Below are 18,092 nucleotides of genomic sequence, written 5' to 3' on the forward strand. Positions count from 1 at the left end.
GTTCGCCGCGCCCCTGACGGGGCGCCGACGGCAAGCGGCGGCGCAGCGGGAGGAGACGCCGTGACGTGGCGTGAGGTGGCCATGCGTCGCCCCGCGTTTCCCGGAATGAACGAAGGGCGTCGATAGCGCCAACTCCGCGCACGGGGAGGTTTCTTGACGCGAGCATGGCCTCATACTCACTGAGGCCCGCCCGTCGTCCCCTCGCCCCTTCCGGGAGTCTCCGTGGCACTCGTCACCCGTCGTAGAGCCCTCACCATCGGTGCCGCACTCGCCGGCACCGCCGCCGTCCCCGCGTACGCCCAGGCGAGCGAGCGCGGGCACGGACCCCGTCCCCTCGTCCGTGCCCACGCGCACAACGACTACGAGCACCCCCGGCCCCTGTTCGACGCGCTGGACCACCGCTTCGGCAGCGTCGAGGCCGACATCTACCTCGTCGACGGCGCGCTCCTGGTCGCGCACGACCCGATCGACCTCGACCCCACCCGCACCCTCGAATCGCTCTACCTGGACCCCTTGGCCGCCCGCGTGCGCGCCAACCACGGTTCCGTGTACCGGGGTTACCACCGCACCCCCTTCCAGCTCCTGATCGACATCAAGACCGAGGGCGCGGCGACGTACCTCGAACTCGACCGCCACCTCCGGCGCTACCGGCACCTGTTCACGACGTACTCCTACGGCAAGGTGCGCCGTGGCCCCGTGACGGCGGTGATCTCCGGCGACCGGGCCGCCCGCGCGCCGATGGAGGCCCAGCGCCTGCGCCGCGCCTTCTACGACGGCCGCCTCGCCGACCTGGGCAGCGCGGCGCCCGCCTCGCTCATCCCGCTGATCAGCGACAACTGGACGCTCAACTTCAGCTGGCAGGGCGTCGGCGCGATCCCCGCCGCCGAGCGCGACAAGCTGCGCGGCATCGTCACAGCCGCCCATAAGCGCGGGCAGCGCGTCCGCTTCTGGGCGACGCCCGACTTCGCGGGTCCGGCGCGCGAAGCCGTGTGGGGCGAGCTCCTCGCCGCCGGCGTCGACCACTTGAACACCGACGACCTGGCGGGGCTTGAGTCGTTCCTCGACGCCCACGGGCAGTAGCCCCCGGCCCGCGCGAAGCAACGCCCCGGCACATAACACCCGTTCGGAGGACATGCCGGTCGCCCGGACGGTCCCTCCGCTGCGCCACACTCGGCCCAGAGCCGCGGTGTTGACGTGGCGGAGGAGGTTGTCCCCATGGCCATTTCGGTCTCCGTGGTGCTGCTGCTCGTGATCCTGGCAGTGGTCTTTCTGCGCAACGGCGCACTGAAGTTCTCGCACGCCCTGGTCTGTGCGCTGCTCGGCTTCTATCTGGCGAGTTCGAGCATGGCGCCGACCATTCACAACGGGGTCACGGCCGCCGCGGACATCGTCAGCGGCCTGCAACCGTGATCGTTGCGTGTTCATGAACAAGTCTCACCTTTCCATGGACACCTCAAGGGTCTGGCCCTAGCTTCGGCCCATGTCGCGTCGCAGAACCCTCAGCAGTGCCCTGGCCCTGACCGCTCTCACCGTCTCGGCCGCGTCCTTCGCGTATCCCGCCCAGGCGGACGACATACCGAAGGCGCCGGGGCACCGGCTCGTCGACCAGTACACCGGCGGGCCGGCCGACGCCCGCCCGCTGCCCGGCGAACAGCCGCCCCAGCACCCGTATCTCGCCGCCAACGGCCGCAGCGGGATGCACGCGGACGCGGCGGGCAGCGGAACGTACCCCTGGAACGGGCCGCTCGGGAAGAAGCCGCAGGTCAGCAGCGAGAAGATGGCGGCGCTCGGCGGTGAGTGCGCCACCGTCACCTTCGACAAGGCCGGCCGCATCGTCACCGTCTGCGGCACGTTCACCGGGTTTCTGGTCAAGCTGCTCGACCCGGACACGATGGACACGCTCGCCGAGTACAAGCTGCCGCAGCGCCCCTCCACCGTCGAGGCCATCACACGCCTGGACTTCTCGAAGATCTTCAAGGACACCTCGGGCGGCGCCTACTCGTACCTCGACGACAAGGACCGGCTCGTCCTCGCCGACTCCCGCCAGCACATCGTCCGGCTCGCGCACGAGCAGGCGGCGGACGGCAGTTGGCGGTTCGTCGTCGACAAGGACTGGGACCTGACGGCGCACGTCCCGCACGACTGCGTGACCTGGACAAATCTCTACCCGAGCGGCGAATGTGACCCGGTCACCTCGGTGATGCCCGACTGGGAGGGCCGCATCTGGTGGGTGACCCGGCAGGGGCGCGTCGGCACCGTCGACCCCGCGTCCGGTGACATCCGCTCCATCCGCCTTGAGGGCGAGGAGATCCAGAACTCGTTCTCCGTCGCCGAGGACGGCGTGTCCATCGTCTCCGACCACGCGCTCTACAGCTTCCGGGCCGGTAAGGACGGCACCCCGAAGGCACTCTGGCGCCAGACCTACGACCGGGGGACGGGCACCAAGCCCGGTTCGGTGAACCAGGGTTCGGGCACCACGCCCGACCTCTTCGGCCAGGGCGACGACGACTACGTGGCGATCACCGACAACGCCGACGACCGCATGAACGTCCTCGTCTACCGGCGGGGCGAGGACGTCGCCGACGACAAGCGCCTCGTCTGCAAGGTCCCCGTCTTCCGCTCCGGTGCGTCCACCACCGACAACTCGCTGATCACCTGGGGCAACAGCCTCGTCGTCGAGAACAACTACGGCTACGAGAACATCACCTCGCTCACCTTCGGGCGCAGCGTCGTCGGCGGCGTCAGCAGGATCGACGTACGCGAGGACGGCAGCGGCTGCGATACCGTCTGGGAGAGCGACGTCCGCGCCCCGTCGAACGTGCCCAAACTGTCCACCGCCTCCGGGCTGTTGTACTTCTACACGAAGGAGCCAAGCAGCCTCGGCATCGATGCCTGGTACCTGACGGCTGTCGACTTCCGCACCGGCGAGACCAAGTGGAAGCGCCTCGCCGGTACGGGCATCGCCTACGACAACAACTGGGCGCCGGTGACACTCGGTCCGGACGGCACCGCGTACGTGGGCGTGTTCAACGGCCTGGTGGCGGTGCGGGACGCCGAGTGAGCGCGTCCCGCCCGTGCACGGAGGACAGGGCTCAGCCGACGCGGTCGGCCGTGGGGTCAGTCCTGGGATCAGCCTTGGGAGAAGACGCCGATGCCGTTCGCCACCGGGCGTTCCGCGCCGCCGCTGGGGTGGTTGCGTACGGTGACGGATTCCGCGCCCGGGGCCTTCGCGACCAGGGTGGCGGACGAGACGAGCGTGGAGGAGCCGCCGCCGTCCAGGCTGAAGCCGTCCTGGGCGCCCAACTCCGTCAGGGTCCGGGCCACTTCGGCGATGGTCAGCCCCGTACGGAACTCGGGGGAGCCGTCGAGGGAGAGGAGCAGGAGGCGTCTGCCGCCGTCGGAGATTCCGGCCGCCGTCCGCACGGCCGGGGTGACGGCGTCGAGGCCGGGCAACGGGGCGCCGCCGCGCAGGACGGGATAGCCGCCGAGCGCGAAGCGGAACGGGACGCGTGACTTGCCCGCCACCAGGCGGTGCTTGACCTGCACCCGGTCGCCGACCGACAGCTTGCGCAGCTCCTGTGCGCCCGCCTCGCGACCGACGAGGACCGTGCTGCCGGAGGCCACGGGCCCGCTGCCGGGCGATCCCGCCGACCCCACGACACGGCCGCCGCGCACCGTCACCTCATGGGTGTCCGTGCTGCAGGGGGCGCCGCGGTTCGTGTCGGTGCCGCAGGTGGAGCGCACCCGCGACGTGCTGCCCCAGTCGCTGGTGAACGCGCCGACGGATCCCACGGGCAGGGCGTACTGGTTGAGTCCGCCGAGGGGCAACCGTTGCTGATCGGTGCGTACTTCGCCGTCCAGACGGAGGTTGTCCATGCGGGCCTTGCGGTCGAGGCCCACGCCGAGCACGGCTTCGGTGGTCACCCCGGGAGGCATCGCGGGACCGAAGCGCTGACCGTTGGGCACCGCCCCCTTGAGGGCCCGGCCGTGTGCGACGGCCGGGCCGACGGGCGCGCCGGTGGCCTCGACGCCCGGATGCTGGGTCTCCGAGATGTTGAAGAAGTCGCCGTTGATCCCGCCGACCGCCCCCGCTCCGTCCGCGAGCGCGGAGACGACGGACCGGGCGCCAACTGCACCCGGATAGAGCAATCCGACACTGGTCTGCCGGTTGCTCAGGTCGACGTCGAGTACGTGCGCGCGGGTCATGCCGTGGGAGGCCACGATGTCGAACTGCCGGTACTGCACGCCCGGCGCGATCATCGACGCGGTCGACTTCCCGGTCGCCTCCACGCCGCTGGCCGGTGCCGCTCCCATCAGAGCCGCACCGGCCAGCGTGCCGAATGCCGTCAATACCGAGAGCGTCGCTCTCGCCGTTCTGAACCGTCCCAAGGTGTGCTTGCGCCGTGTTGCCACCGTGCCCCCTGATGTCTCACTGGCCGACCGACCGCCTCAGTCTGAGGGTCGGTCAGAAAGTGCACCAGAGGGCAGAGCCGGACGGGTGCCGCGTCGGTGGCTATGTGCCGACCAATCGTGAACGGATGAGGAAACGTACGCCTTCCGGGGCTTCCAGGGAGAAGCCGCTGCCACGGCCCGGCACGACGTCCACGATCAGCCGGGTGTGGCTCCACACGTCGTACTGGCTCTTCGACATCCAGAAGGAGACCGGTTCCGCCACGCCGTCCACGGCCAGCGACTCCAGCCGCACATCGGAGTCACCGGTCCGGAACTCGCCCTCCGGGAAGCACATGGGCGCGCTGCCGTCGCAGCAGCCGCCGGACTGATGGAACATCAGCGGCCCGTGGGCCTCCCGCAGCCGCCTCACCAGATCGGCGGCGGCGGGGGTCAGCTCCACGCGCGGGGTATCGGTCATGGGCAGCCGCTCCTTGGACACCGGGCCGCCGTCGAGGCGGGGCTCCAGTCAACGCCGGGCAAGGTTGCGAGGACGTTGCAGCCGATGCCGATGCCGATGCCGATGCCGGTGTCGTGGTCCTGGGCGTGGCGGTGCGCGTGCGCGTGGCTCACGGCGTCGTCAGGCGAGCACCGCCCGTACGGCCTTGCCGCGGCGGCCGCTGCCCACGACCTCGAGGCGCGCGGCGAGGTGACGCACCATCGCCAGGCCCCGCCCGCTCTCCCGCTCGGTGCTCGGCTTGAGCGCGCGTGGGCCGACGGGGCTCGCGTCGTGCACCTCGACGGTCACGTGGTCGTCGGAGACCTCAAGGCGCAGCCGGCAGGAGCTGTGGCCGTGCTGGGTGGCGTTGGTGACGAGTTCGGACACGATCAACGTGGCGTCGTCCACCCGCTCGGCGTCCACCTCCGTCAGGTGCCGACGGGGCCGGGTCAGGAACGCGGAGGTCAGTCTCCGCGCCCGGCCGGCCGATGCGGCCTCCTGCGGCAGTGCGTACTCGACGCGGGCGACGTGCCGATGGGCGCGCTTGTGCGCACGCATGGCGACTCACTTCCCTCCCCTGGGACATCCGGCGTACTCGCGAGGACTTCCGCTCGCCGGGGCCACGGCATGTCTTGCGCGGCCGTCCTGCCCCACGGTGATGCCCGCCCTCGCTGATCGCCAACCAAGTCCCTGGAAGCGTTGTGGGTCACAGTCGGTCACAGTGCGCGGGTGCTTGCGAGGAGTCCATGGGGGCGAACACGTTCGCTCCGAACATGCTCGTAACGAACATGTTCGTTATGGTGGACGTATGACCCCTCATTCCGATGCCCCGCGCAGCCGCCGCGAGCGCCCGGCGAAGCCCGCCCTGACACGGGCCGGGATCGTGGCCGCCGCGGTGGAGATCATGCGTGCCGAAGGCCTGGGCAAGGTGACCATGCGTCGGCTCGCCCAGGAGCTCGACACCGGTCCCGCCTCCCTGTACGTCTACGTCCGCAACACCGCCGAGCTGCACGCGGCGATCCTGGACGAGCTCCTCGGCACGGTCGAGGCGGCGCCGGACGGGGGTGACTGGCGTGAGCGCCTGGAGAAGGTGCTCACCTCCTACACCGCGGTGCTCTTCCGTCACCGCGGCCTCGCCATGGCCGCGCTGGTGGCCAGGCCCAGGGGCGAGCACTACCTGCGTCTCATCGAGACGCTGCTCGCCCTGCTCGACGAGGGCGGGGTCCCGCCGGGGCAGGCGGCCTGGGGCGTCGACCTGCTGCTGCAGCACGCCACCGCGACCGCCGCAGAGCACTCCCCGGGCAGCGGGGCCGCGGGCCCCCAGGAGGAGTGGGACGCGCTCGCCGAAGCCCTGCGGGACGCGCCCGAGCAGACCCATCCGCATGTCGCCGGGCTCGCCGTCGAGCTGCTGTCAGGCGATCCGGAGGCCCGCCTCTCCTGGGGCCTGCGCGCGCTGATCGACGGCATCCTGCACACGCCTCTCCCGCCCGAAGGCCCCCGGAGCTGAGCACCGGCACCTCGCAAGCGGCCACCACGCCAAGGAGCATCGCCATGACCACGCACACCGCGCACACCACACACACCGCGCACACCGCGCACCACCCCATCGCCATCGTCGGCGCGGGCCTCGGAGGCCTCACCCTCGCCCGTGTCCTGCACGTCAACGGCATCGAGGCCGTCCTGTACGACCTGGAGGCCTCGGCGGCCGCCCGCGGCCAGGGCGGCATGCTCGACATCCATGAGGAGTCCGGTCAGGCCGCCCTGCGCGCCGCCGATCTGTACGAGGAGTTCCGCGCGCTCGTCCACCCCGGCGGCGAGGCCACGCGCGTCCTGGACAAGGACGCCGTCGTCCGCATGGCGGAAGAGGACGAGGGCGACGGCGGGCGTCCCGAGGTCGAGCGCGGCCAACTGCGCGACCTCCTGCTGGGTTCGCTGCCGGACGGCGCCGTTCACTGGGGCGCGAAGGTCACCGGGGCGCGTCCGCTCGGTGGCGGTCGTCACGAGGTGGCCCTCGCCGACGGCTCCACGTTCACCACCGACCTCCTGGTCGGCGCCGACGGAGCCTGGTCCCGGATCAGGCCCCTGGTCTCGGACGCCACTCCCGCCTACTCCGGCCTCTCCTTCGTCGAGGCGGACCTCCTCGACGCCGATGTCCGACACCCCGAGAGCGCCGCCGTCGTGGGCGGCGGCATGCTCTTCGCGCTCGGTGAGGACAAGGGCTTCCTCGCCCACCGCGAGCCCGACGGCAGCCTGCACGTCTACACCGCGCTCAAGACACCCGAGGACTGGATCTCCTCCATCGACTTCACCGCCGACGCCACGGACCTCGCCAAGGCGGCCGTCCTTGAGCACTTCGCCGACTGGGACAAGAGCCTTCAGGCGCTGGTCGCCGACGCCGACGGCGCGTTGATCCCGCGCCGGATCCACGCCCTGCCGGTCGGCCACCGCTGGGAACGAGTCCCGGGTGTCACGCTGCTCGGTGACGCGGCCCACGTCATGTCCCCTTTCGCGGGGGAGGGTGCCAACCTCGCCATGTTCGACGGAGCCGAACTCGCCGGTGCGCTCGCCGCGCATCCGGGTGCCACCGAAGCGGCCCTCGCCGCCTACGAAGAGGCGCTGTTCCCGCGCAGCGAGAGCGCCGCAGCCGCGTCCGCGGACAGCCTCGTCCTCTGCTTCAGCAAGGACGCGCCGCAGGGCCTGCTCGACATGTTCACCCGCGGCGACTAGCCGTCCAGGCCAGGGAGACCGGCGGCGAGGAACGGGCCGAGGAGGTCGAGCAGGGCCCGGGGGCGGTCCAGCGGGATGATGTGGCCGCAGTCCGGGACGAGACGGCCCGTCAGGTCGTCGGCGAGGGGGCGGACCTGCCGTTCGAGGGCCGTTCCGACGGGGTGGGAGCCGATCGTCATCGTCGGCATGGTGAGCCTGGCGCGCGCGGCGGCGGCCTGGATCTGCCGTCCGCTGGTGGGCATGGCCCGGTAGTGGGAGAAGGCGCAGCGCAGCGCGTCACTGCCGGTGTAGGCGCTGCGGAAGGCGTCCCGGACACGGTCAGGGACGCCGCGGCCGTGCGTGCCGGTGGTCAGGAACCAGTCGACGTACTCGGCCTCGTGCCCCGCGAGGACGCTCTCGGCGAGCCCGGGAACCGAGTGGAAGCCGAACCACCAGGGCGGGCCCCCGGCGAGGAAGTCCTCAGCGCCCGGCAGGGGCCCCAGGAGTGATTCCATGACGACGAGCCTGCGTACGAGATCGGGGCGCCGCAGCGCGAGGAGGAACGCGGGAGGCGTGCCCGCGTCGATGCCGACGACCGACGCGCTCCGCTCCCCGAGCGCGTCGAGGAGCCCTTCGGCGTCGGTGGCGAGGCTGTCGGCGTCATAGCCGTCGGCCGCCCGGGTGCTGGCGCCGAGTCCGCGCAGGTCCGGGGCGATGACGCGGTGCCGCCGGGCGAGCCGGGGCATGACCTCGCTCCAGAGCTGCCAGGTGTGGGGGAAGCCGTGGAGCAGCAGGACGGCGGGGCCGGTGCCCGCGATCGCCACGTTGGCCGTGATGCCGTTGGTGGTGATCCGCCGCAGGGAGATGCCCGGGGAGGTGGGTTCGGCTGAGGGGAGGCGCATGATGAGTGGCTCCGAGGTGGTTACCATTGGTGACCACATGAGGCTAGGTAACCCTCCCTGGCCTGCCAAGAACGCACTTTCCCGACAGGTGGTGAGCCCGAGGTGACCACCCCTCCCAAGGCGAGGCCCAAGGCCGGTCCCAAGGGGAGTCCCCAGGCGACTGCGCGCGGGGATCTCTTCGATCCCGACTGCCCGACCCGCCGGCTCCTCGACCGCATCGGTACGAAGTGGACCTCGATGGCCGTCAAGGTCCTCGCGGAGGCCGAGCCGCACGAGGTCCGCTTCGCCGAGCTGCGGCGTCGTATGCCGGGCGTCTCGCAGAAGATGCTGTCCACGACCCTGCGGGCCATGACGCGCGACGGCCTGGTCGCCCGCCGGGTGGAGCCGGTGGTGCCGCCGCGCGTGCACTACCGGCTGACCGCGCTCGGGCTCTCCCTGGAGGGGCCGCTCGCCGCGGTCAGGGCGTGGGCCGAGGAGCACATGGCGGAGATCGACCGGGCCAACGAGCGCAGCGCCGCGGCAGGCGACGGTTTCGACGGCGGCTGAGGCTCAGGGAATGCGCGCCACCGCCGCGTAGATCCCGCTGCCCTCCGCGTCCGGCCGCGCGGTCGCCTTGAACCACCCAGGGGCCGTCACCAGGCCCGGCTCGACGAGGTCGAGCCCGTCGAAGAAGCGAGCGACCTCGGTACGGGTGCGGAAGCCGAGCCGGATGCCGCCCTTCGCGTACTCCGCGGTGACCCGCTCGGCCAGCTCCGGGTAGATGTCGGACGAGGCGTGCGAAAGGACCAGGTGGCTGCCTGAGGGCAGAGCGCCGATCAGCGTGCTCACGATGCCGTACGGGTCCTGGTCGTCGGGCAGGAAGTGCATGAGCGCGATCAGGGAGAGGGCGATCGGGCGCTCGAAGTCGAGGAGGCCACGTGCGTGTTCGAGGATCTCCAGCGGCTCGCGGACATCCGCCTGGATGTAGTCGGTGAGCCCCTCGGAGCTGCTGACCAGCAACGCCTCGGCATGGCGCAGCACGATGGGGTCGTTGTCGGTGTAGACGACCCGCGCCGACGGCACGACCTCCTGGACGATCTGGTGCAGGTTGGGCGCGGTGGGGATCCCGGTGCCTATGTCGAGGAACTGGTCCACGCCTTGGGAGGCCAGCCAGGCGACCGCACGGTTCATGAACGCGCGGTTCTGCCGTGCGGCGTCCTTCGCCTCGGGCGGCAGCTTCTCGCCCACCGCCTCGTCCACGGGGTAGTTGTCCTTGCCGCCGAGCAGCCAGTCGTAGACGCGCGCGGGGTGCGGGTTGCTGGTGTCGATCGTCGGCCTTGGCACACCTGCGGTCATGACGTACTCCGTTGCTGCTGCGAGAGGCTGGATCGCCGCAGTCTGCCACAGCAACATCGTCTTGAGCATGGGGTGTTGGGGCTGCGTACGCATGGGCGAAGAACAAGTCACACCCCGTGCGGCCGGGCCGTGCCGTTCGCGCCATTCGTCCTGCCGGCTCAGCCGCCACGGGTGTTCTCTGCCGTATCTGCCGTCTCTGTGTACGGGTCCGGGAGAACCTTCCAAAATTCCATTGGTTTCCGTACTCCCGGCAATACCGCAGGAGTTTCCCGGCGATATGGAACAGGGAAGTCCGTTCTTCGGCCAAGTGGCGCGTTCACGACGGTTATTCGACATCATTGAGTCAAATGACGCTGGTGGTTGATTTTCAGATATGGCAGAGTCTTCGAGCAAGTGGCCGGGCAAGTCGAAAGGTGAGATCCGGCTGACCGTCCGGCCGCTCTAGGATCAGCCGTCAGGCACGGGGGAGAAGTCGGCTCATGAACTTGGTGGACCGTGGGGAAGAATTCTCGATCATGGATGGCATGCTCAACGCCTGTATGGCGGGGCATGGCGGAGTGTTATTGGTAAGCGGCGCGGTGGCCAGTGGGAAAACCGCTCTGTTGCGCGCGTTCGGTGAACGCGCAAGCGCCGCGGGTGCGTTGTTCTTGCAGGCCACAGCGTCAGAGGCGGAGAGCGACCTGCCCCTTGGCGTGATGGGGCAGTTGCTGCTCGGCGCGGATCTGCCGGGGGCCGACGCCAAGCGGGCGGCCCGCCTTGTGGACCTGATGGCGGTGGCCGCGCAGATTCGGCGGGCCGAGGGGGTGCTGCCCGCCGTCGTGATGAATGAGATTCCGGGGCTCTGCGGGATTGTCCTGGAACAGGCCAGGGAAAGGCCGGTGGTGCTCAGCATCGACGACGTGCATCATGCCGACGGCCACTCCCTGGAATGCATCCTGTACCTGGCCCGCCGACTCGACACCAGCCGTATTCTGGTGGTCCTGGGCGAGAACAGCGGATTTCTGGCCGGAAATACGCGATTACACGTTGACTTGCTGCGTCTGCCGGGCTGCCGCAATATCAGGCTCGGACCGCTCGAGCGGCACGGAGTGGCCGAAATGATCTCCGGATTCGGGGACGAGGGGTGGGGGACGCGCCAGCTCGTCTCGGATCTCCATCGGACGGGCGGCGGAAACCCGCTCCTGACAAGGGCGTTGATCGAGGACCGCCGTACGGCGGACGGCGGCGGGTGCGGCTCCGCCGCTCTCGTGCCGGGCGAGGCCTTCGCACAGGCCGTGACCACGGGCCTGTTCCGCAGTGACATGTCGACGCGGAACACCGCGTGGGCGCTGGCGGTGGTCGGCCCCGACGTGCCGCTCGCCGAGCTGGTGGAAGTCCTGGGAACCAGCCGGGAGTCGGTCCACCGCAGCCTGCGCGCCCTGAACGACGCGGGGCTGCTCGACTCCGGCTGGTTCCGCCACGAAGCGGGACGGACCGCGGTCCTGCGGAGCTTGGAGCCCGCACACCGCGCCCGCATCGAGGCCCGCGTCGCCCAAGTGCTGCACGAGCACGGCGAGGCGGCGACCGTGGTGGTGCAGCATCTGATCGCGGCCGAGCCCATCGATGCCCCGTGGGCGCTCAGCACGCTCCTCGAGGCGGCCGAGCGCGCGCTGGCCGACGACGAGGTCGAACTGGCCCTCACCTGTCTGCGCGCCGCCCGCGACACCTGCACCGACGCCCGGCAGTCCGTGGCGATCAGGGCCGAACTGACCCGGGCCGGATGGCGGCTCAACCCGGCCACCGCGGCCCGGCACCTGCCCGAGCTCACCGCCGACGCGCTGGACGGCGGCCTCGGGGCCCGGCACACGGTCGAACTCGTCGGCCATCTGCTCTGGTTCGGCCAGGCGGACTCGGTCCTGGAGATCCTCGACGCCGCCGAGCGGGGCGGCGGCGCAGGACGCGAGGCCCCCGGGCAGCCTGCGGCACAGGCCTCGCGCCGGCTCGACTGCGTACGGTCCTGGATGGCGTACGAATATCCGGGCCTCCCCGGCTCCGCCCGTGCCCGTGCCCGGCACGGCGACGACGAGCGGAGCGGGCGGACGCCGGCGCGCAGTCCCCATCAGCGCGCGGCGACCCTGATGAAGGCGGTCCTCGACGGGGCGGGCGACGACGTGGTGGTCAGGGCCGAGCAGATACTGCAGAGCACCCGCCTCGACGACAGCACGCTCACCGCGCTCGTCGTCGCCCTCAACTCCCTTGTCCTGGCCGACCGTCTGGACACCGCGGCCCTCTGGTGCGAGACGCTGTCCAAGGAAGCCGCCGAGCGCGGCGCACCCATGTGGCAGGCTCTCCTCGCCGCGGTCAGGTCGCGCATCGAACTCAGGCTCGGCGCACTCGCCGCCGCCGAGCAGTCGGCGCGCCTTGCGGTCACGCTGGTCCCGCCCGAGGGGTGGGGCGTGGCCATCGCCTCGCCGGTCGCCACCTCCGTGTACGCCCATACCGCCATGGGTCGGCTCGACGAGGCAGCCGCCCAACTCGCCGTCCCCGTACCGGAGTCGGCGTTCCACACCCCCGACGGACTGCTCTACCTGCGGGCGCGCGGTCACTACTACCTCGCCGCCGGACGCCCTTATGCGGCGCTCGACGACTTCCACGCGTGCGGCGACCTCATGACGCGCTGGGAGTTCGATGTGCCCGCGCTCGTCCCGTGGCGGACCGACGCGGCCGAGGCCCATCTGCTGCTCGGTGACGACGACCGGGCCCGGACGCTCGCACAGGAGCAACTGGCCCTGACCGGCGGCCCGAACGCGGGGGCCGCCTGGACGCGCGGCGTCTCGCTGCGGGTCCTCGCCAGTGCGCTCCACCCCGGGCGCAGGCTCTCCCTCCTGGGCGAAGCCATCGACACCCTGCGGGAGCGCGGCCACCGCGTGGAGCTGGCCCGCGCGACGGACGAGCTGGCCCGCGCCCATCGCGAGCTCGGCAACGGCGGCCGGGCCCGCGCCCTCGCCCGCAAGGCGCAGCAGCTGGGGCGGGAGTGCGGGGTCCGCGTCCCCAGGGTGTCCCCGGTGGCCGACACCGGCAACTCCCTTCCCGCCGAGCAGCCGTGGCCGCCCGGCTCCCGGCGCGGGGCCGACGAGCTCAGCGACGCGGAGCTGCGCGTGGCGACGCTCGCGGCCCGCGGCCACACCAACCGGCAGATCGCCGACAAGCTGTTCATCACGATCAGCACCGTCGAGCAGCACCTGACGCGCGCGTACCGCAAGCTCGCCGTCCAGCGCCGGGCGGACCTGGCGGCGAAACTCAGCCCCGTTCCCGTACCCGTCGCGGGCTCCGGCAGGAGGGAGGGGCACCGGGAAGGGCGCCACGAGGGGAGGAAGGACGGCGGGGCGCGCGACCGTCTTCGCGTGGTGTAGGGGCTGCGGGAGGTGCAGGTCGCCACGCGGATTGGTGACCACGGCCTGCATCTCCTCTCGCGGACCACGTTCGGGCGTTCCTCATGGGTTTCCGTGTCCGTCTCCGTTTCTACGCGGCGGCCGGTCACACTGCGGTCCGCGAATCTGTGACCGGAGGATCCACCACCGCGGCGGTACGCTTCCGGGAGCAGCAGGTCGAACACGAGAGCGCGTCGACGGGGGGCCGTCACCGGAGCTGTGACCGGTGTGTGACGTGGGATCGGGCAATGTGGTGCCGCATGATCAGCCTCTGCCGCGGCGGCGTTTCCCGCCACTCATCCCCTCCGCATCAGACGTGCCGATCGAGGGGTGGGCGATGAGGGTACTGGTGGTCGAGGACCACGCCGAGCTCGCGCATTCGGTGGCGCGCGTGCTCCGCCGCGAGGGGATGGCGGTCGACGTGGTCTACGACGGCTCGGACGCGCTGGAACGCACGACGGTCGTCGACTACGACGTGGTCGTGCTCGACCGGGACCTCCCCGGAGTCCACGGGGACCAGGTCTGCAGCGCGCTGGCCACCCAGCCGATGCACGCCCGGGTCCTCATGCTCACCGCGTCCGGCACGATCGCCCACCGGGTGGAGGGGTTCAGCCTCGGCGCGGACGACTACCTCCCCAAGCCCTTCGCGTACGCCGAACTCGTCGCCCGCATCCGTGCGCTGGCCCGGCGCTCGCAGCCCGCGCTGCCGCCGGTCCTCGTCCAGGGCGACCTGCGGCTCGACCCGGCGCAGCGCATCGCATCCCGTGCCGGGGTGCGCCTGGCCCTGACGCCCAAGGAATTCGCGGTGCTCGAGTACCTGCTCGCCGCCCAGGGCCGGGTGGTGTCGGCGGAGGAACTCCTGGAGCGGGTGTGGGACGAGGCCGCCGACCCGTTCACCACGACCGTCAAGGCGACCATCAACCGTCTGCGCCCGAAGCTCGGCGAGCCGCCCGTGATCGAGACCGTTCCCCGTGGCGGCTACCGGATTTGAGATGCCCATGCGTCTGCCCACGTCCTTCGCCCTGTCACCGTGGATCGTCCGCAGGCTGCTGCCACGGCGTGTGCGCGTACGCCTGACGCTCCTGTACGGAGTGCTGTTCGTAGCCTCGGGCGTGGTGCTGCTCGCCATCACCAACCTGCTCGTCGCCCGCACTCCGGCGAACCTCGTCCTCGTCAAGAACCGGGGCGGCGAGCCCGTGCTCGCGCCGGGCGCCGACGGCCGCCTCTACCTCGGCTATCCCGAGTCCAACTCCTCCGTGCAGCTCAACGACATCACCCAGCAGCTGCGCGACCAGGCGCTGCGTCAGCACGAGATCGAGATGGACCACCTCCTTGTGCAGTCGGGCATCGCGCTGGCGATCATGGCCGTGATCGCGATCGTGCTCGGCTGGGTGGTCGCCGGGCGCGTCCTGCGTCCGCTGCGCACGATGACGGGCACCATCCAGCGCATCTCGGCCCGCAACATGCACGAGCGGCTCGCCGTCGTCGGCCCGGCCGACGAGCTGAAGGACCTCGCCGACACGGTCGACGGACTCCTCGGCCGTCTGGAGACGGCCCTCGACTCCCACAAACGCTTCGTCGCCAACGCCGCGCACGAGCTGCGTACGCCGCTCACCCTGGAGCACGCGCTCCTCGAGGAGTCCCTCATCGACCGCGACGCCACCCGCGAGTCGTTCCGGTCGAACTTCGAGCGGCTGCTCGATATCAGCAAGCAGCAGGCGCGCCTCCTGGAGTCGCTGCTCACCCTGTCCAGCAGCGAGCGCGGCCTCGACCACCGCGAACCGCTCGACCTCGCGGAGATCACCGAGGAGGTGGTGGAGGCCTCGCGTCCGGAGACGCGGCGGCGGGGGCTGCGCATCGAGACCGCCATCGGGCCCGCGGCGGCGTCGGGCGACTCGGCGCTGGTCCAACGCCTGGTGGCCAACCTCGTCGACAACGCGATGGGCTACAACACCCCCGGCGGGCACGTGGAGATCACCACCCGTACGCACGCGGGGCGGGCCGTCGTCGCCGTGGCCAACACCGGACCCGAGGTGCCGCCGGAGCAGGTGGAGCGGCTCTTCGAACCCTTCCAGCGGCTCGGACGCACCGCGGGCGACGGCCACCACGGGCTCGGCCTCTCGATCGTCCGCGCCATCGCCGTCGCCCACGACGCCGTGATCGGCGCACACGCCCGGCCCGGCGGCGGACTCGTGGTGGAGGTCTCCTTCCCGCCGCGGACGGATCCGCTCCAACGGGCCACGCGGATTGAGCAGTTGGACGATGGCACGGCCATCCGTTGAGGCGCGGGCCGTGAACTCCTACGGTTGTCGCGGCGCCTGATGGATCCCCCCGTCCGCATGTGCCGCCGGACACGGCGAAGCCGTCTCGAGCAACGGGAGGAACCCATGGTGGTCGTGATGGCCCCCGAGGCCACACAGCAGGACGTGGACGCGGTCGTGGAGCTGGTGCGGGCGGCGGGCGGTGACGCGTTCGTCAGCCGCGGCGTGACCCGCACCATCGTCGGCCTGGTGGGAGACGTGGACGCGTTCGACGCCCTCAATCTGTCCAACCGCCGCGGCGTCCTGGACGTCGTGCGGATCTCGGCGCCGTACAAGCTGGTCAGCAGGGAGCACCACCCCGACCGGTCCGTGATCAGGGTCGGGGGCGTGCCCATCGGCCCCGACACCCTGACCGTGATCGCGGGACCGTGCGCGGTGGAGAGCCCCGAACAGACCCTGGCCGCCGCGCACATGGCCAAGGCGGCGGGTGCCTCGCTGCTGCGCGGCGGGGCCTTCAAACCGCGCACGTCGCCATACGCCTACCAAGGGCTCGGCGAGCGGGGGCTGCGGATCCTCGCCGACGTCAGGGACGAGACGGGCCTTCCGGTGGTCACCGAGGTCATCGACCCCGCCAGCGTCGAACTGGTCGCCCCGTACGCGGACATGCTGCAGATCGGCACCCGCAACATGCACAACTTCGCGCTCCTCCAGGCCGTCGGTACGGCCGGCAGGCCTGTGCTGCTCAAGCGCGGCTTCGGCGCCACCATCGAGGAGTGGCTGATGGCGGCGGAGTACATCGCGCAGCGGGGCAACCTCGACATCGTGCTCTGCGAACGCGGCATCCGTACGTTCGAGACCGCCACCCGCAACACCCTGGACATCAGCGCCGTGCCGGTGGTGCAGCGCCTGTCCCACCTGCCGGTGATCGTCGACCCCTCGCACTCGGGCGGCCGCCGCGACCTCGTCGTTCCCCTCACCCGCGCCGCCCTCGCCGTCGGCGCGGACGGCGTCATGATCGACGTACATCCCGACCCCAGGACGGCGCTGTGCGACGGCGATCAGGCCGTGACCCGGCCGGAGATCGACGACCTCGCGCACATCGTCGCGGTCCTTTCGCCGCTGATGGGCCGCACGCTCACGCGGCCGAGGGCGCGAGCCGGGGTCGGTCCGGGCACCCGATAGGGGTGAATAGGGGTTTCCAGCCCTAGATCAATTCTGCTAGTGAGGGGTACCAGGCCGGAAAGCGCGTTGTTAGGGTGAGCGTGGTTCGGCCAGCGGGCTTCCGCCCCCATTCAGGACCGGGGCGGAATCCCGACGGAGGGGAAGTGGCGCCGAGTGCGGGTGTAGTTCTGCGAATCGACGAGAGTTGTGCGGCTCGGGCTCATCACCGCGGTGGCGGTGATGTATTTCCGCGCACCTCGTTCTTCGCCCGGACACCGGGCGAACCGGTCTTCTGAACGCGCACCACTTCTCACTTCATGGTCGATCTCTCCCGGATGCTGCGCCGATTCTGACCGGCGGGCGGTCATGCGCGCACGGGCGACATCAGATCACTAGGGGGACTTGAGTTGGCAATACCTGGGCATGCGCAGATCGACCAACTTATGGTCGTCGAAGTCGAGATCACTTCGCTGTCGACGGCCGACTCACCGCGAATCTCCGGAATAGACCAGGAACACGTCGAGGCGCTGGCAGTGGTGCAGAGCCCGTTGCCGCCCATCACCGTGCACCGATCGACCATGCGCGTCATCGACGGACTGCACCGCTTGCGGGCCGCCGAGCTGCGGGGGCAACGCAAGATCGCGGTGAAGTTCTTCGACGGGGACACGGCCGACGCCTTCGTCCTGGCCGTCGAGTCCAACGTCACGCACGGTCTGCCGCTGACCACGGCGGACAGGAAGCGTGCCGCGGGGCGCATCATCGCCTCCCACCCGCAGTGGTCGGACCGGATGATCGCCTCCGTCAGCGGCATCGCCCCGGGAACCGTCGCGGAGATCCGCAGACGGGCCCCGGCCGAGCAGGCCGGCACGGCGGGCAGGGTCGGCCACGACGGCCGGGTGCGCCCGCTCAACGGCACCGAGGGACGCAGGGTGGCGAGCGAACTCATCGCCGAGAACCCCCAGTTGTCCCTGCGTCAGATCGCGCGCGTCGCGTCCATCTCCCCGGAGACGGTCCGTGACGTACGCAACCGGATGATGCGCGGCGAGGACCCGCTGCCCCAGCGCGGGAAACGGGGCGGCGGCGAAGGCGTCGCGAGCGCCCCGAGCGGCGGCACCGGGCCCACCGTCGTGCCCGACCGTGACGCGGGCCAGGACCGCACCGCGGTCCTCAAACGCCTCAACGCGGACCCGGCGCTGCGCTTCAGCGAGACCGGCCGCACCCTGCTGCGACTGCTCAACATCCACACGATCAGCGCGGAGGAGTGGGACGAGATCATCGACAAGGCCCCGCCGCACTGCGGCCGGATCGTGGCCTACCTGGCCAACGAGTGCGCGGAGATGTGGGCGGAGGTCGCGGTGCGCGTCCAGCGCAAGGTCGCCGAGACGGCCTAGGACGCCCCGGGCGTCCAAGTGGGCAGACTGCCCACTTG

The 18,092-nt window shown here is 71.0% G+C and carries 16 protein-coding genes; 11 read left to right on the plus strand and 5 right to left on the minus strand.

Features of this window, described 5'->3' with window-relative positions:
* Nucleotides 1–222: 222 nt before the first annotated feature.
* The 3 genes from M4V62_RS38955 (at nucleotide 223) to M4V62_RS38965 (ending at nucleotide 3,061) form a co-directional block, all read left to right on the plus strand.
* Nucleotides 223–1,080, plus strand: a complete 858-nt coding sequence (locus M4V62_RS38955; protein ID WP_249591908.1) for a phosphatidylinositol-specific phospholipase C/glycerophosphodiester phosphodiesterase family protein — start codon at nucleotides 223–225, stop codon at nucleotides 1,078–1,080.
* 135 nt (nucleotides 1,081–1,215) lie between these two features.
* On the plus strand, nucleotides 1,216–1,410 hold the full coding sequence (locus M4V62_RS38960) for a hypothetical protein (protein WP_160503040.1): 195 nt from the start codon (nucleotides 1,216–1,218) through the stop codon (nucleotides 1,408–1,410).
* A gap of 70 nt (nucleotides 1,411–1,480) precedes the next feature.
* A complete protein-coding gene (locus M4V62_RS38965) occupies nucleotides 1,481–3,061 on the plus strand; it encodes a hypothetical protein (protein ID WP_249591909.1) in 1,581 nt (526 codons plus the stop codon).
* A gap of 68 nt (nucleotides 3,062–3,129) precedes the next feature.
* On the opposite strand, the gene M4V62_RS38970 is transcribed toward M4V62_RS38965, so the two are convergent.
* The 3 genes from M4V62_RS38970 to M4V62_RS38980 all read right to left on the minus strand — a co-directional run bounded on the left by M4V62_RS38970 (nucleotide 3,130) and on the right by M4V62_RS38980 (nucleotide 5,446).
* Nucleotides 3,130–4,314 (minus strand): phosphodiester glycosidase family protein, encoded by a 1,185-nt coding sequence (locus M4V62_RS38970; RefSeq protein WP_249593192.1) that lies wholly within the window; start codon nucleotides 4,312–4,314, stop codon nucleotides 3,130–3,132.
* 199 nt (nucleotides 4,315–4,513) lie between these two features.
* On the minus strand, nucleotides 4,514–4,870 hold the full coding sequence (locus tag M4V62_RS38975; protein WP_249591910.1) for a DUF779 domain-containing protein: 357 nt from the start codon (nucleotides 4,868–4,870) through the stop codon (nucleotides 4,514–4,516).
* Nucleotides 4,871–5,029: 159 nt separating this feature from the next.
* Complete coding sequence (locus tag M4V62_RS38980) at nucleotides 5,030–5,446, minus strand: ATP-binding protein (RefSeq protein ID WP_249591911.1); 417 nt, start codon at nucleotides 5,444–5,446, stop codon at nucleotides 5,030–5,032.
* A 250-nt stretch (nucleotides 5,447–5,696) separates the two neighbouring features.
* On the opposite strand from M4V62_RS38980, the gene M4V62_RS38985 reads away from it, so the two are divergent.
* Nucleotides 5,697–6,395 (plus strand): TetR/AcrR family transcriptional regulator, encoded by a 699-nt coding sequence (locus M4V62_RS38985; RefSeq protein ID WP_249591912.1) that lies wholly within the window; start codon nucleotides 5,697–5,699, stop codon nucleotides 6,393–6,395.
* A gap of 44 nt (nucleotides 6,396–6,439) precedes the next feature.
* Complete coding sequence (locus M4V62_RS38990) at nucleotides 6,440–7,615, plus strand: FAD-dependent oxidoreductase (RefSeq protein WP_249591913.1); 1,176 nt, start codon at nucleotides 6,440–6,442, stop codon at nucleotides 7,613–7,615.
* On the opposite strand, the gene M4V62_RS38995 is transcribed toward M4V62_RS38990, so the two are convergent.
* Nucleotides 7,612–8,496 (minus strand): alpha/beta fold hydrolase, encoded by an 885-nt coding sequence (locus M4V62_RS38995; protein WP_249591914.1) that lies wholly within the window; start codon nucleotides 8,494–8,496, stop codon nucleotides 7,612–7,614. The two genes, M4V62_RS38990 and M4V62_RS38995, sit on opposite strands and share 4 nt — an antisense overlap.
* Before the next feature lie 102 nt (nucleotides 8,497–8,598).
* On the opposite strand from M4V62_RS38995, the gene M4V62_RS39000 reads away from it, so the two are divergent.
* Nucleotides 8,599–9,042: a winged helix-turn-helix transcriptional regulator gene (locus M4V62_RS39000; protein WP_249591915.1), complete on the plus strand. Its 444-nt coding sequence runs from the start codon at nucleotides 8,599–8,601 to the stop codon at nucleotides 9,040–9,042.
* 3 nt (nucleotides 9,043–9,045) lie between these two features.
* Here M4V62_RS39000 and M4V62_RS39005 read toward each other — a convergent pair whose 3' ends face one another.
* The gene (locus M4V62_RS39005; protein ID WP_249591916.1) at nucleotides 9,046–9,831 is read right to left on the minus strand and encodes an SAM-dependent methyltransferase; all 786 of its coding nucleotides are present in this window, start codon (nucleotides 9,829–9,831) and stop codon (nucleotides 9,046–9,048) included.
* Between the two features lie 479 nt (nucleotides 9,832–10,310).
* Here M4V62_RS39005 and M4V62_RS39010 point away from each other — a divergent pair, with 479 nt between their 5' ends.
* The 5 genes from M4V62_RS39010 (at nucleotide 10,311) to M4V62_RS39030 (ending at nucleotide 18,054) form a co-directional block, all read left to right on the plus strand.
* Entirely contained in the window at nucleotides 10,311–13,223 is a 2,913-nt protein-coding gene (locus tag M4V62_RS39010) for a helix-turn-helix transcriptional regulator (RefSeq protein ID WP_283779134.1), read from the plus strand.
* Nucleotides 13,224–13,578: 355 nt separating this feature from the next.
* Complete coding sequence (locus M4V62_RS39015; RefSeq protein WP_249591917.1) at nucleotides 13,579–14,232, plus strand: response regulator transcription factor; 654 nt, start codon at nucleotides 13,579–13,581, stop codon at nucleotides 14,230–14,232.
* Between the two features lies 1 nt (nucleotide 14,233).
* Entirely contained in the window at nucleotides 14,234–15,523 is a 1,290-nt protein-coding gene (locus M4V62_RS39020) for a sensor histidine kinase (RefSeq protein ID WP_249591918.1), read from the plus strand.
* A 105-nt stretch (nucleotides 15,524–15,628) separates the two neighbouring features.
* Nucleotides 15,629–16,684, plus strand: coding sequence for a 3-deoxy-7-phosphoheptulonate synthase (aroF, locus tag M4V62_RS39025; RefSeq protein ID WP_249591919.1), 1,056 nt, complete (start codon nucleotides 15,629–15,631; stop codon nucleotides 16,682–16,684).
* 422 nt (nucleotides 16,685–17,106) lie between these two features.
* On the plus strand, nucleotides 17,107–18,054 hold the full coding sequence (locus M4V62_RS39030) for a ParB/RepB/Spo0J family partition protein (protein ID WP_249591920.1): 948 nt from the start codon (nucleotides 17,107–17,109) through the stop codon (nucleotides 18,052–18,054).
* The last annotated feature ends 38 nt before the right edge of the window (nucleotides 18,055–18,092 follow it).

Source organism: Streptomyces durmitorensis (assembly GCF_023498005.1).
Lineage (GTDB): Bacteria > Actinomycetota > Actinomycetes > Streptomycetales > Streptomycetaceae > Streptomyces > Streptomyces durmitorensis.